At 67.2% G+C, this 13,543-nt stretch carries 11 protein-coding genes; 2 read left to right on the top strand and 9 right to left on the bottom strand.

Annotated features, from left to right (window positions below; all coding sequences use genetic code 11):
• Nucleotides 1–1,833, top strand: a 1,833-nt coding sequence (locus tag VKH46_11615; GenBank protein ID HKB71484.1) for a DUF2207 domain-containing protein, incomplete at its 5' end; no start/stop codon positions are given.
• Nucleotides 1,834–1,852: 19 nt separating this feature from the next.
• Here the strand turns inward: VKH46_11615 and VKH46_11610 are convergent.
• The 3 genes from VKH46_11610 to VKH46_11600 all read right to left on the bottom strand — a co-directional run bounded on the left by VKH46_11610 (nucleotide 1,853) and on the right by VKH46_11600 (nucleotide 5,154).
• The gene (locus tag VKH46_11610) at nucleotides 1,853–2,038 is read right to left on the bottom strand and encodes a hypothetical protein (GenBank protein ID HKB71483.1); all 186 of its coding nucleotides are present in this window, start codon (nucleotides 2,036–2,038) and stop codon (nucleotides 1,853–1,855) included.
• 18 nt (nucleotides 2,039–2,056) lie between these two features.
• Nucleotides 2,057–2,206: a hypothetical protein gene (locus VKH46_11605; protein ID HKB71482.1), complete on the bottom strand. Its 150-nt coding sequence runs from the start codon at nucleotides 2,204–2,206 to the stop codon at nucleotides 2,057–2,059.
• Between the two features lie 146 nt (nucleotides 2,207–2,352).
• A complete protein-coding gene (locus tag VKH46_11600) occupies nucleotides 2,353–5,154 on the bottom strand; it encodes a vitamin B12-dependent ribonucleotide reductase (protein ID HKB71481.1) in 2,802 nt (933 codons plus the stop codon).
• Between the two features lie 282 nt (nucleotides 5,155–5,436).
• Between VKH46_11600 and erpA the strand changes: the two genes are divergently transcribed.
• The gene (gene erpA, locus VKH46_11595; GenBank protein ID HKB71480.1) at nucleotides 5,437–5,823 is read left to right on the top strand and encodes an iron-sulfur cluster insertion protein ErpA; all 387 of its coding nucleotides are present in this window, start codon (nucleotides 5,437–5,439) and stop codon (nucleotides 5,821–5,823) included.
• A gap of 410 nt (nucleotides 5,824–6,233) precedes the next feature.
• On the opposite strand, the gene VKH46_11590 is transcribed toward erpA, so the two are convergent.
• The 6 genes from VKH46_11590 to VKH46_11565 form a co-directional block, all read right to left on the bottom strand.
• On the bottom strand, nucleotides 6,234–6,995 hold the full coding sequence (locus VKH46_11590) for an SDR family NAD(P)-dependent oxidoreductase (GenBank protein ID HKB71479.1): 762 nt from the start codon (nucleotides 6,993–6,995) through the stop codon (nucleotides 6,234–6,236).
• On the bottom strand, nucleotides 6,992–8,302 hold the full coding sequence (locus VKH46_11585) for a family 1 glycosylhydrolase (protein HKB71478.1): 1,311 nt from the start codon (nucleotides 8,300–8,302) through the stop codon (nucleotides 6,992–6,994). Before VKH46_11585 ends, VKH46_11590 begins: the two co-directional genes overlap by 4 nt.
• A 53-nt stretch (nucleotides 8,303–8,355) precedes the next feature.
• Complete coding sequence (locus VKH46_11580; protein ID HKB71477.1) at nucleotides 8,356–10,740, bottom strand: phosphoketolase family protein; 2,385 nt, start codon at nucleotides 10,738–10,740, stop codon at nucleotides 8,356–8,358.
• A 210-nt stretch (nucleotides 10,741–10,950) separates the two neighbouring features.
• A complete protein-coding gene (locus VKH46_11575; protein HKB71476.1) occupies nucleotides 10,951–11,643 on the bottom strand; it encodes a M23 family metallopeptidase in 693 nt (230 codons plus the stop codon).
• A complete protein-coding gene (locus VKH46_11570; protein HKB71475.1) occupies nucleotides 11,640–12,677 on the bottom strand; it encodes a L,D-transpeptidase family protein in 1,038 nt (345 codons plus the stop codon). The genes VKH46_11575 and VKH46_11570 overlap by 4 nt, the downstream gene beginning before the upstream one ends.
• Nucleotides 12,678–12,687: 10 nt before the next feature.
• Complete coding sequence (locus VKH46_11565; GenBank protein HKB71474.1) at nucleotides 12,688–13,293, bottom strand: carbohydrate-binding family 9-like protein; 606 nt, start codon at nucleotides 13,291–13,293, stop codon at nucleotides 12,688–12,690.
• Between the last annotated feature and the right edge of the window lie 250 nt (nucleotides 13,294–13,543).

Here is a 13,543-nt window from a genome sequence, read left to right as displayed (position 1 = left end):
CTCGTCCTTTCGCTTCCCGCGGCGGCGGTCGCGCGGACGCTCCATTGGCGAAGCCTCGACGTCGAGGCCCGGCTCGACGCCGACGGTCTTCTCCACGTTTCCGAGCGACAGAACATGGTCTTCGACGGCGAATGGAACGGCGGCGAAAGGAAGTTCCGGATCGAGCCGGGCCAGCAGCTGACCTTCGCCAGCATGGCGCGCCTCGACCCGAAGACGGGCGAGCGCACGCCGCTCGTCGACGGCGACCTCTCGCAGGTCGACCACTTCGATTTCGTCGACGCGAAGACGCTCCGCTGGCGCAGCCGGCTCCCCTCCGATCCGCCGTTTGCCGACACCGAGATCGACTACGTCCTCGACTACACCCTCTCGGGCGTCGTCGAGAAGCGCGGCGAGACCTACCGGCTCGCTCACGACTTCGCGTTTTCCGATCGCGACGGCTCGATCGACCGTTTCACGCTCGACTTCGCGCTCGATCCTTCCTGGAAACCGTCGGAAGCCTTCTCCGGGCATTGGGAGGCGGGACCTCTCGCGCCGGGACGCGGCTTCGTCGTGAGCGCCTCGCTCGCGTGGGCGGGCGGCGCCGCGCCTTCGCAGGTGAGGCGCATCCCGCTGCTGGCCGACCGCCGGCTCGCGACGCTCCTGATCGCGGCCGCGATCCTTCTCTTCGGCCTCCATTACTGGCTGCACGACCGCACTCGCGGGCGGTTCCGGCCGCTTCCATCGCTTTCGGAAGTGAACGCTCGTTGGCTCGCCGAGAACGTCTTCGACCTGCTCCCCGAGGAGGTCGGGACGGCGCTCGACGACGACGTCGGCACGCCCGAGGTCTCGGCCGTGATCGCCCGGCTGGTCGCCGAGAAGAAGTTGAAGAGCGAGACGTCGAAGGTCCTGGCGAAGCCGACGCTCCGCCTCACCCGCCTCGCTCCCCTCTCCGGGTTCTCGGGATACGAGCGAAAGCTCGTCGACGGCCTCTTCTTCGGGCAGGAGAGCGTGACGCCGGACGAGGTGCGCGCGCATTACAAGTCGAGCGGATTCAACCCGTCGAATCTGATCGAGAAAGAGCTGAAGGCGCGGCTCGCCGGGAAGGGCGCGTTCGCCGATACCGTCGACCCGCCGGGAAAATGGCGGACTCTCCTCTTCATGGCGGCGGCCGCCGGGTTTGCGGTCGAGAGCTGGCGTCACCACGTCCCGAACGACGTGCGGACGGCCTTCATCTTCGTCTTCGCGACCGCCTTCCTCGGTCTCTTCGGGATCATGCTCGCGAAGAACTCCTCGGAGAAATTCCGCCCGATCAACGCGGGCCTCGCCACGGGGCTCGTTCTTCTCCTCCTTCCGTGGGTGATCGTCGGGTTGCTCCTCCCGCGCGACGACTCGCCCACGTCCTTCGCGGCGATCACGTTCGCGACACTCGGCTATGTGAGCTCGGCGTTCAACCTGGCGATGTCGCGGGACGGGGCGGCGCGCATGGAGGCGCGCCGGCGGATCGAGACCGCGCGGCGATGGTTCAAGATGCAGCTCCGGCAGCCGCACCCGGCGCTCGAGGACGCGTGGTTCCCCTGGCTGCTGGCGCTCGGGCTCGGATCGGGCGTCGACCGCTGGTCGAAGAGCTTCGCGGCCGCGGGGACGTCCTCGACCGGCGGGTTCGGCGGGGGTTCGTCGTCCTCATCCTCCTCCGGCGGCGGGTGGACGGGCGGAGGCGGCAGCTTCGGCGGCGCCGGCGCCTCCGGGAGCTGGGCGGCGGCCGTCGGCGGGTTCTCCGCGGGGGTGGCGGCGCCGTCGTCTTCCGGCGGAGGCGGAGGAAGCTCGTCGGGCGGCGGAGGCGGCGGAGGCTGGTAGGCGTCGGGCCGGCCGCGCGTCAGGCTGGCTGCGCCCGGCGCACGGACTCGAGAAGCGCCCTCGCCTCGTGGCCGAGGAGCGAGCACGTGTGCCCGTCCTTGAGCCGGACGTGGGTCCCGGTGTCGTCGGTCGCGATTTCCTCGATGTCGGCGGCCTCGAACTCCAGCATGCCGTCGGGGGCGAGAAAGCTGATGGAATCGATCATGGGCTCACCTCTCGAAAATCACTTCCCTTCCTTTTCCGGGGGAACGGGAGAAACGACGGGACGGGGTTTGCGAACGATCCGGATCTTCCGCACGGCGGAAACCGCGACGACGGCGCGCAGCACGACGAGACGGGCCGGCAGCGCGCGATGTTCCCGGAATCCCTTCATCGGGTCACCTCCTCCGTCTGGATCAAAGGAAAGGGCGGCCCGAAGGCCGCCCGAATGACCGAGGGGAAGGAGAGAGGGTTCCCTCAGGATGACGCGCGGGGCTCCCTCACCCCGACCCTCCGCATCGCTTCACCAGGCAGCATGCTCTAGCTGCATCCACTGGTAGCCCCACAGTTGAGGCATTTGTAGCAGGCGCCGTTCCTGACCATGATCGAGCCGCACTCGTGGCACGCCGGCGCGTCCGTCTGCACCTCGAACGCATGGCCCGAGGACATCCTCGATCCCGACGGCACCAACTTCAGGACCTGCTGCGTGACCGGCATCGGCGCGGTGTCGCTCGTGTTGTCGCGCGAGACGATCCCGATGTTCTCCTTCTGTTCGGCCGACAGGAACTTCGACCCGAGCCAGCGGAAGATGTAGTCGACGAGCGACTTCGCGATCGGGATCTCCTTGTTCTTCGTGTAGCCGGACGGCTCGAACCGCATGTGGGAGAACTTGTCGACGAGCGCCTCGAGAGGCACGCCGTACTGGAGCGTCAGCGAGATCGCGGTCGCGAAGGAGTCCATCAGACCGGAGACGGTCGACCCTTCCTTCGACATCGTCAGGAAGATCTCGCCCGGCGTGCGGTCCTCGTAGAGGCCGACCGTGACGTATCCCTCGTGCCCCGCCACGTTGAACTTGTGGGTGATCGCCGCCCGCTCGTCGGGCAGCTTGCGCCGGAACGGACGGGCCTCCAGGCCCACGGCCTTCCCCAGGTACTCGAGCGACGAGCGCGCCTCCGGGTTCTTCGTGTCGCTCTTGGACGCCGCCGTGTTGAGCGGCTGGGTCCGCTTGCAGCCGTCGCGGTAGATCGCGATGGCCTTCAGGCCCATCTTCCACCCCTGGAGATAGGTGTCGGCGATGTCGTCGGGCGAGATGTCGGTGGGCATGTTGACCGTCTTCGAGATCGCGCCCGAGAGGAACGGCTGCGCCGCGGCCATCATGCGCACGTGCCCCATGTAGTGGATCGAGCGGGTGCCGTTGAGCGCCTTGAAGGAGCAGTCGAAGATCGGAAGATGCTCGGGCTTGAACCCGGGAGCGCCTTCGATCGTGCCCTGCTCGTCGACGTACGAGACGATGCGGTTGACGTCCTCCGCCGCGTAGCCGAGACGCTTGAGCGCGAGCGGGACCGTCTGGTTGACGATCTTGATCGTCCCCCCGCCGACGAGCTTCTTGTACTTGACGAGCGCCAGATCCGGCTCGATGCCGGTCGTGTCGCAGTCCATCATGAACCCGATCGTCCCGGTCGGCGCCAGCACCGTGACCTGGCCGTTCTTGTACCCGAACTGGCTGCCGGACTCGAGCGCCATGTCCCACACCGCCTGGGACCAGTTGTGGAGCTCCGTCGGCACGCCCTCCTTCGGGATCTGGTACGCCGCGTCGCGGTGCATCGAGATCACGCCGAGGAAGGCGTCGCGATTGGGCTCGTAGTTGTCGAACGGCTCCATTTCCGCGGCGATCTTCGACGACTGGAGATAAGCCTCGCCGCACATGAGCGACGTGATCGCGGCCGCGTAGGCGCGTCCCTCGTCCGAGTCGTACGGCAGGCCCGACGCCATGAGCAGCGCGCCGAGGTTCGCGTATCCGAGGCCGAGCGGCCGCATCGCGTGGGAGTTCTTCGCGATCGCTTCGGTGGGATACGACGCGTTGTCGACCATGATCTCCTGCGCGGTGATCGTCACGTCGACGGCGTGCTTGAACCGGTCGACGTCGAAGGTCCCGTCCTCGCGCTCGAACTTCATGAGATTCAACGAGGCGAGGTTGCAGGCGGAATCGTCGACGAACATGTACTCGGAGCACGGGTTGCTCGCGTTGATGCGGTGGGTCGCCTTGACCGGGTTCCAGTCGTTGATCGTCGTGTCGTACTGCATGCCGGGGTCGCCGCAGATCCACGCCGCGTCGGCGATCTTCCTCATGAGCTCGCGCGCGCGGAACTTCTCGAAGGGGCTTCCGGTCAGGACTTCCTTGGTCCAGTAGTCGCCGTCGCTCTCGACGGCCTTCATGAACTCGTCGTTGACCCGGACGGAGTGGTTCGCGTTCTGGTAGAAGATCGAGGAGTACGCCTCCCCGTTGAACGAGCCGTCGTAGCCGGAGTCGATCAGTGCCCAGGCCTTCTTTTCCTCGGTCGCCTTCGACAGGATGAATTCCTCGATGTCGGGGTGGTCGATGTTCAAGATGACCATCTTCGCGGCGCGACGCGTCTTTCCGCCCGATTTGATCGCGCCGGCGAAGGAGTCGAATCCCTTCATGAACGAGAGCGGCCCCGACGCCGTGCCGCCGGAGGACAATCCTTCCCTCGACCCTCGGAGCGTCGAGAGATTCGAGCCGGTGCCCGACCCGTATTTGAAGAGCATCCCCTCGGTCTTGGCGAGCGTGAGGATCGACGCCATCGAGTCCTGGACCGAGTTGATGAAGCACGCGGAGCACTGCGGCCTCTCCTCGACGCCGCAGTTGAACCAGACCGGCGAATTGAAGGACATGACCTGGTTGACGAGAAGCGCGGTCAGCTCGTCGTGAAAGGCGTCGCGGTCCGCCGCCGTGCGGAAGTAGCCCCCTTCCTGCCCCCAGCGCGTGATCGTGTCGGCGACGCGCGAGATCAGCTGCCGCACCGAGGTCTCGCGCTCGGGCGTTCCGACCTTCCCGTGAAAATACTTCTGCACGACGATGTTCGTGGCCGTTTGCGACCACGACTTCGGAACCTCGACGTTCTTCTGCTCGAAGATCGTCTCCCCCTTCTCCGAAGTGATGGCCGCGGTGCGGAGCTCCCATTCGAGCGCATCGAACGGAGGGACCGAAGGATCGGAATAGACCCTCGAAAAGGTGAGTCCGCGCAGGCCCGGCGGTGTCACCTCCCGCGCGCCCACCTCGGTGAGAACCTCTTTCCGGATCTCCTCGTCGCTTCGGCTCATTTCCCTCTCCTCCTCATTCGACGGCCTTTCCGGGAATCGCAAGGCGCTGCAGGGCTCGGTTGTGGCTCTCGGCTAGACCGTTATTTGAGAAATGAAGGTAAACCTCCCAATCCTGGTTGTCAAGAAGAAGCTACAAGATGTTGGGGCCGAACCGGCGGTCTGCCGTACAGGTAGAGCTTTTTGCCGGGCACGTCGGACCGGTCTCCTTGACCCCCGCGGAGGCGGCTGGCATAATGAGCCGACCCGAGGGGCGTCGACTCTTCGGCCGGAAGGAGTTCCCTGATGTCTTCTGAAATGTCCAGTCCCCTCACTCCGATGACGCCTCCCCAGGCCGCGGACAGCCCCCTGCTGACGCTGACCGACAAGGCGATCGAGAAGGTCAAGTATTTCGCCTCTCAGATGCCGGAATCGTCCGGCAAGCCGCTCCGCGTCTTCGTCCAGGGCGGCGGCTGCTCCGGTTTCCAGTACGGGTTCACGTTCGACGACAAGCACGAGAACGACACGGAGTTCGCCCAGGGCGACGTGCACGTCGTCGTCGACCCCCAGAGCGCCATGTACTTGAAGGGCGCGAGCGTCGATTATCTCGAGGACTTCCGCGGCGCCGGTTTCTCGGTCAACAACCCGAACGCCTCGGGCGGCTGCGGCTGCGGCAAGTCCTTCAACGCTTGAAGAACGGCGTCAGCCGTTCGATGAAAGACCCCACTCGTGTGGGGTCTTTTTCGTTCAGGCCTGCCGCGCCGACATGTCCGCCATAGCTTCAGCGACGGCGGGAGCCTCGGCGAAGGCGGGCCGGCGATTTCGGACGGATTTGATGGGCGCGGGGCCTGTCGCGGTGCCGTCTCCATGGGCGCCGCCCGGCGCGGCTGAGGACTTTGCTACAGAAACCGTGCGCGGCGGGCGGCTTCCACGGAGCGCTCCGCGCCACCCGCCCCAACGACATCGCCGAAATCGCGGCAGCAACTCACGCGAGGGTCTATGGCGACCTTGCGGCGCGGCGACGCGGGAGCGATTCCATCTCTCCGAAAGCGGCAGTAGCGTTGCGGAAATCGCCCCTGCGATTTCCGCAACGGATCGCCGCGTCAGAGGTGGGTTAACCGGCCCCCGTCGACCAGAATCGAGGCTCCCTGCACGAACTCCGCCCCCGGCGACGCGAGGAACGCGATGACCGCGGCGAGGTCCTCGGGCTTCCCGACGTCGGCGCGCTGGATCTTCTCGAGGCCCGACTTCACGTTCGGGTTGTTCCAGAGCATCGGCGTGTCGACCGCGCCCGGCAGGATCGCGTTGACCCGCAGCCCCTTCGGCTTCCCTTCGAGCGCGGCGGACCGCGTGAGCGACAGGAGTGCCGCCTTCGCCGCCGCGTACGGCGCCACACCCGCCGTCGTCTCCCGGGCGTGCACGCTCGAGACGTTCACGATCGCGCCCCCGTCGCTCATCTTCGAAAACGCCTGCTTCGTGAAATAGAACGCGCCCATCAGATCCACGCGCCAGACCTTCAGCCAGTCGTCGGTCGTCAGCTGGTCGAGCGCCTTGAAGACCATGAGCCCCGCGTTGTTGACGAGAACGTCCCAGCGGCCGAAACGGTCGAGCGTCTCGGAGACGGTGCGGCCGACCTGCTCCTCCGCGCTCACGTCGCAGGCGCTCCCGAAAGCGTCGGGGGCCCCCGCGGATTTCACCTCGCCGGCGGCCTTCTCCGCTCCGCGGCGATTCAGGTCGGCCACGACGACTTTCGCGCCCTCCCGCCCGAACCGCTTCGCGACCGCGAGACCGATCCCACTCGCCGCCCCCGTGACGATCGCGACTTTTCCGGAGAATCGCGCCGCGGAATCACCGTTGCCGTTCATTGCGCGTTGGCGGGAGCGTCGGTGCTCCGGGTCCCCTTCTTCCGGTCCCTTCGGGACGGCGGCATGAACGCAACCTGCCCCTCCTGGTGCTGGCGGGGCGAGATCAGCGGGACCTGGAGGCAGACGCTCTGGGTCGGCAGCACGCTGCCCCATTCCGCGATGAGCTTCTTGTAGGCGCGCCCGACCGGGCGGATGTTGCGGTCGAGGTCGTAGAGGCCGAGCGGGTTGACGGTGCCGCGGTCCTCGCGCAGGGCGACGTCCCAGTCGACCTGGTCGGTGAGGGAGTACCAGGTGAACCCGACGATCGGCACGCCGTCGTTCCTCACGCGGAGCACGTTGGCCCACTCCTTCCAGAGCCAGTAGACGCTCTCGTCGCCGGCCGGACCCTGGTGCAGGTTCGTCTCGGTGTGCATGACCGGGAGCTTGTAGCGCGCGTAGTACTGGCGCGTGATCTCGCTGTAGCCGAAGACTTCTCCGGCGGGACGCGTCCGGCCGTCGCCGTCGACGAGATGCTCGTTGGTGATGTAGTAGTCGTTGCCCATGATGCAGTGGTGCTTGAGCGAGTTGCCGAGGAAGAAGTGGTACTCCTCGCGCGTCAGTCCGTTGTCGAAGAGGAACTCGTACATCTCCGAGTTGATCCTCCGCCCGTAGTTCAGGTCGAGCGAGAGGAACCGCTCCGCGTTCATGATCTCCGCGGGCCGGATCGATTTCGGGCTGTCGGCGTGGAAGTACTCGGAGGACTCGCTCTGGATGAAGATCGCGTCGGGCCGGACGGCGAGAATGGCGTCCATCGCCATGACGTTCGCCTTGACGATGTGCTTCAACGCCGTCACGAAGCTCCGGTCGCCGCTCTTCTGCTCGTTCCACCAGCCGTAGCGCGCGGAGAAGAGCGCGCAGATGTACATCTCGTTGACCGGCGTATACAGCTGGATCCAGGGGAACCTCCGCGCGAACGCCGATGCGTAGCCGGCGAAGAGCTTCGGGAAATCGGGATTCTGGAAATCGCCGATCCAGTCGGGAACCCCGAAATGGCAGAGGTCCGCGATCGGCGTCACGTCTCGCGACCGGAGATCGGCCAGCGTCGCGTCGGCGAACTCCCAGTCGAAGCGGTCGGCCCCGAGGAACGTCCGGTAGAGAGCCGGCCCGTAACGAAGGAAGCAGATCCCCATCTCCTGCACGAGATCGAAGTCGGTCCTCCAGTGCCGGTAGAACCCGCACTTCTCCAACTCGTCCACGCGCTTCTTGCCGTGATCGATCGTCGGCGAGCTGTTCTCGATTCCGGTCGCGAACAGAAAAACGGTCTTCACACGGCGAAAAAGTGCAAGAAAAGAGCCAAGAACGACGTGTCGCGAGTCGTGGTCTACAGGTTCCAGCGCCATTCGCGGATCTCGGGTAGATCCTCTCCCCTGCGCGTGATGTACGCCTGGTGCTCGATCAGTCGGTCCCGAATTTCCTGCTTGATGTAGCCGGCCGCGGGCGCGAGCTTCTTCACGCGGTCCACGACGTCGCCGGCGAGATGGAACCGGTCGAGGTCGTTCTTGACGACCATGTCGAACGGCGTCGTCGTCGTCCCCTCTTCCTTGTAGCCGCGGACGTGCAGGTTCGCGTGGTTGCGCCGGCGGTACGCGAGGCGGTGGATCAACCACGGATAGCCGTGGTACGCGAAGATGATCGGCTTGTCGGTCGTGAAGATCGCGTCGAACTGCGCCGCCGGGAGACCGTGCGGATGCTCCTCGCGCGGCTGGAGCGTCATGAGGTCGACGACGTTGACGACCCGGATCTTCAGGTCGGGCGCGCGATGCCGCAGGAAGTCGACGGCGGCGAGGGTTTCCAGCGTCGGCACGTCGCCGGCGCATGCCATCACGACGTCCGGCTCCGTTCCCTTGTCGTTGGAGGCCCATTCCCAGATCCCGACGCCGGCCGTGCAGTGCCGCACGGCTTCGTCCATCGAGAGCCACTGGGGCCCCGGCTGCTTGCCGGCGACGATCACGTTGACGAAGTCGCGGCTCCGCAGGCAATGGTCGGCGACCGACAGGAGCGTGTTCGCGTCGGGCGGCAGGTAGACACGGATCACGTCCGCCTTCTTGTTGACGACGTGGTCGATGAATCCCGGGTCCTGGTGCGAGAAACCGTTGTGGTCCTGCTGCCAGACGTGGGACGTCAAAAGATAGTTGAGCGAGGCGATCGGCCGCCGCCAGGGGATGCGGCGCGAGACCTTCAGCCATTTCGCGTGCTGGTTGAACATCGAGTCGATGATGTGAATGAACGCCTCGTAGCAGGAGAAGACGCCGTGGCGGCCCGTGAGCAGATAGCCCTCGAGCCATCCCTGGCAGAGGTGCTCGGAGAGGACTTCCATGACGCGGCCGGTCGGCGAGAGGTGGTCGTCGCCGGGGATCGTCTCGGCCATCCACCGCCGGTCCGTCGCTTCGAAGACGGGAGTGAGCCGGTTGGACGCGGTTTCGTCCGGACCGACGAGCCGGAAGTTCTTCGGGTTGGCGCGGATGACGTCGCGCAGGAACGCGCCGAGGACGCGCGTCGCTTCCGCTTCGGCTCGGCCCGGCTTGTCGACCTCGACGGCGTACCCGCGGAAGTCCGGGAGCCGCAGGTCCTTCAGGAGCTTCCCGCCGTTGGCGAACGGCGTCGCCCCCATCCGGCGGCTGCCGAGAGGCGCGAGCTCGGCCACGTCGGGGCGCAGCCTCCCGCAGGCGTCGAAGAGCTCGTCGGGGACGTAGCTCTTCATCCATTCCTCCAGCGCGCGCAGATGCGCGGGATTGCCGGCCACGTCCGACAGCGGGACTTGATGGGCCCGCCAGGTTCCCTCCATCTTCTTCCCGTCGACTTCCTTCGGTCCCGTCCATCCCTTCGGAGTGACGAGAACGATCATCGGCCAGCGCGGGCGGCCCGGCATCCGCCCCGACCGCGCGTCGATCTGAATCGCCTGGATCTCGGCGACGACCGCGTCGAGCGTCCCCGCCATCTTCTGGTGCATCTCGTACGGATCCGCGCCTTCCACGAAATACGGCGTGTGGCCGTATCCGAGCAGGAGCTCTTCGAGCTCCGTTCGGCCGATGCGCGCGAGGACGGCGGGATTCGCGATCTTGTAGCCGTTCAGATGCAGGATCGGCAGCACGGCCCCGTCGGTGACGGGATTGAGGAACTTGTTCGAATGCCACGACGCGGCGAGCGGACCGGTCTCCGCCTCGCCGTCGCCGATCACGCACGCGACGAGGAGATCCGGGTTGTCGAACGCGGCGCCACACGCGTGGGCCAGCGCGTAGCCGAGCTCCCCTCCCTCGTGGATCGATCCGGGCGTCTCGGGAGCGACGTGGCTCGGGATACCTCCCGGGAACGAAAACTGCTTGAAGAGCTTCTGCAGACCCGCCGTGTCCTGGGTGATCGAGGGATAGACCTCGCTGTACGTGCCTTCGAGATACGTGTTCGCGACGAGCGCCGGACCGCCGTGCCCGGGACCGGCGACGTAGAGCACGTCGATCTCGTGCTGCTTGATGAGGCGGTTGAGATGCACGTAGACGAAGTTGAGCCCGGGTGTGGTTCCCCAGTGCCCGAGGAGCCGCGGCTTCACGTCGTCGGACGTCAGCGGCCGGCGCAGGAGCGGGTTGTCGAGGAGATAGATCTGCCCGACGGAGAGATAGTTCGCCGCGCGCCAGTACGCGTTCATCCGGAGGAGCTCGTCCTCGGTGAGCGGCCCGGGCATCGCGGAGACGAGTTGTTCTTTTTCGGACATGGCTGGCCCCCCGGCGATTCTCCCGCCGCGGATTCGTCGATTTCAATAGTCACCCGGGGGAAGGGACGTGCCCGGTGCCCGGAAGTAGTTTGGATGCAACGGCGAAGCGCGCCGGGCCGCGAGTCAGGCGGGATGCGGGTCGCCCCCGGCGGCCGAGGCGTACCGCGATCCCGTACGCCACAGGCCGACCGGGGGCGGCACGCGCCCGCATCATTCGATGGATCGGCGCGCCCGCGTCAGAAGGGGATACGGGTCGATCGCCTCCCCCTGCCACCACCGCTTTTCCGGCCCGAGCCGGTAGATCGCGAAATGCAGGTGCGGGGTCTGCGGAGGGGCGTTTCCCGACGTTCCGACGTATCCGATCGTCTGTCCGGAGCTCACCCGCTGCCCCTCGGCGAGCCCCTCGGCGTATCGCTCGAGATGAGCGTAGTAGTAGCAGCGAGTCTCCGTCGGATCGAACTGGTAGATCGTGATGCCTCCCGGCACGCTGTGGAAGAGCTTCCGGATGGTGCCGTCGTCGACCGCGAGAACGGCGGTATTGCGAGGCTCGAGGATGTCGATCGCCTCGTGGCGGTGGCCGGAATGGATCTCCTCGAAGCTGTCGCGCAGGTCGGACGGGCGAAGCCCCGCGATCGGCATCGACAGACGGACCTCGCCGGCCCGGTCGGGCGCCGGCTGCGTCCCGCCGTCTGCGCCGGAGGGCTCGGCGCGCGGTGCGCCGCGCGCGGCGGAGGGCTCTCGCGGCAGTCGCGAGGCCGGCGCGCCGACCCGGTGACGGGGCACCCAGAAGACGAGTGCGGCGACGAAAAACGCGAGCGCGGACCAGAAGACGACGACTCCCGGCCCGGCGCTCCTTACGTTCCCCGAATCTCCGGGGCGGGCGCTCTCCGCGAGGCTCTTCATGGAACGAGAGAGGCCGGCGTCCCGGGCGCGACGAGCTGCGCGAGATCGAGCGCGTCCCAGTTCGTCAGCCGGATGCAGCCGTGCGACTGCGATCTCCCGATCGTCGCCGGCTCGGCCGTTCCGTGGATCCCGTAATGCGGCTTCGAGAGATCGATCCAGACGACTCCGACCGGATTGTTGGGCCCCGCGGGGATCGTCGTCTTCCCGTCCTTCGCATCGGCGTCCCAGAACAGATCCGGGTTGTAGTGGAAGACCGGGTCGTGCCCGATCCCGTTGATCTTCCACTCGCCCAGCGGCAGCGGATCGTGCTCGCTTCCGACGGTCGCGGGGTAGCGCGCGATCGCCTTCCCCGAGGCGTCGAGGGCGGTGACGGAGAGATCGCTTCCGCTCACGCGGATCGAGGCGGCCTTCGGGAGCGGCGCGCGGTCGACGTCGAGCGCGATGATCGTCGAGCCGGCGGCGCCGAAGTCGGCCGCGGGATTCATCTTCCGGAGCAGCGCCGGGCTCGAGTGGAATCGCTCGGCGAGCTCCTCGAGCGGAGACGCGTACGGCATCGACGGCAGATTCGCCTTCTCCATCATGTCCTCGGGAATGGGGAGGAACGGGCCCGCCTCGTCCTCCGGCGCGATCATGTAGGGAACGACGACGGGGCTCCGGTCGCGATCGAGCGCTTTCCACGTTTTCTCCGAGACCGGGACGGAGGCGTCGATCCCGTTGGCCGCGTCGAAGGCCGCCGCGGCGCGGAGCGTGTTGTCTCCCATCGAGCCGTCGATCTCACCCGGCGAGAAGTGGGCGCGGTCGAGGAGCACCTGCGCCCGCAGCACCGCCGGCCCGGAAACGCCGCGCGACAGCGGCTTCTCGACGGCGGCGTCGTTGGCGGACTGCGCGTCGAAATCGACGCGCTTCGGCGCCGGGCGGTGGCTGTTGCGATGCTTCCGGGGAATCGGCCGCTGCGACGAAGAGAGCGACGCCGCGGGGACCGCGAGCAGCGCGGCCGCGATCACGAAGGCGCGAAAATCCGCAGGGATCGCCACATCCGCGACATCATTCAAGTCCGGTGCCATCGGCGACGCGAAATCTCCCGAACGCCGACCCGACGTGGAAATCCGGCGGGTCCGCCCGGGTCGGAAAGAGCGCGGAGAACTCCGACGTCGCCCGGTCGATGCGGAAGAAGTTCGCGCGGAAGGTCTCGGGAATGGACTCGCCGCCGAAGGCCGACGCGGGCACGCGGAGCAGCGCGCTCCAGCGGCGCTCGCCGCGCTTGACCCCGGCCGAAAAGCCGGGACACTCGAAAGTCGCGACGGACATTCCCTTCCGCGTTCCTTCGGGCGAGTCGACCCGCGCCGAGAAACGCGCGCCGAGCGGGTTCACCTCGAGCTCGACGTAGCGGCGCGGCGGGTCTTCGGCCGACAGAAACGCCTCCACGACGTCCTCGGTCCAGAGCGGGGCGTTCGTCTCGCGGAGCGTCGCGACGATGCCGCGGTGCCGCGCGTCGAACCGGACGAGGAGGACGTCGCCGCGCGCGGCGATCCGGAGCGCCGTCGCAAGCCGCGGCGCCGCGCCGGTGACCGCGTCGACGAGCCGGTGCGCCGGCAGCTCGACCAGCCGGTCCGTCGGACCGATACGGGGAACGACGATCTCGTCGGACATTCGAGCGATTGTCGCACGCGCGGTCCGATGCCGATGCCGTGACCGTCGCGGGCGGGGCATGAGGGGCGAAGCGGGTCGAAGCGGCGCGACGCAGTCGCACCCGCGAAGCGGGCGGCGCGGCAGCGCCGAGTGCGCCGCTCGCAACGCTCCTCAGGATGACATCCCTCCGGAGGTCCGCGATGTGGGAGGCCGCGCGGTTCCAGCGGAGCGCGCAGCGCCCGCAAGCCGAGTCGCGTCGGCGTGGCATCGG

Source organism: Thermoanaerobaculia bacterium (assembly GCA_035260525.1).
Taxonomy (GTDB): domain Bacteria; phylum Acidobacteriota; class Thermoanaerobaculia; order UBA5066; family DATFVB01; genus DATFVB01.
The sequence above is the reverse complement of the archived record's forward strand: the minus strand, read 5'-3'. Positions and strand labels throughout refer to the sequence as shown.

What these genes read in the sequence shown, in the direction of transcription:
- VKH46_11610 (HKB71483.1), bottom strand. Translation starts at nt 2,038, where the DNA reads ATGATCGATTCCATCAGCTTTCTCGCCCCCGACGGCATGCTGGAGTTC.
- VKH46_11605 (HKB71482.1), bottom strand. Translation starts at nt 2,206, where the DNA reads ATGAAGGGATTCCGGGAACATCGCGCGCTGCCGGCCCGTCTCGTCGTG.
- VKH46_11600 (HKB71481.1), bottom strand. Translation starts at nt 5,154, where the DNA reads ATGAGCCGAAGCGACGAGGAGATCCGGAAAGAGGTTCTCACCGAGGTG.
- erpA (HKB71480.1), top strand. Translation starts at nt 5,437, where the DNA reads ATGTCTTCTGAAATGTCCAGTCCCCTCACTCCGATGACGCCTCCCCAG.
- VKH46_11590 (HKB71479.1), bottom strand. Translation starts at nt 6,995, where the DNA reads ATGAACGGCAACGGTGATTCCGCGGCGCGATTCTCCGGAAAAGTCGCG.
- VKH46_11580 (HKB71477.1), bottom strand. Translation starts at nt 10,740, where the DNA reads ATGTCCGAAAAAGAACAACTCGTCTCCGCGATGCCCGGGCCGCTCACC.
- VKH46_11575 (HKB71476.1), bottom strand. Translation starts at nt 11,643, where the DNA reads ATGAAGAGCCTCGCGGAGAGCGCCCGCCCCGGAGATTCGGGGAACGTA.
- VKH46_11565 (HKB71474.1), bottom strand. Translation starts at nt 13,293, where the DNA reads ATGTCCGACGAGATCGTCGTTCCCCGTATCGGTCCGACGGACCGGCTG.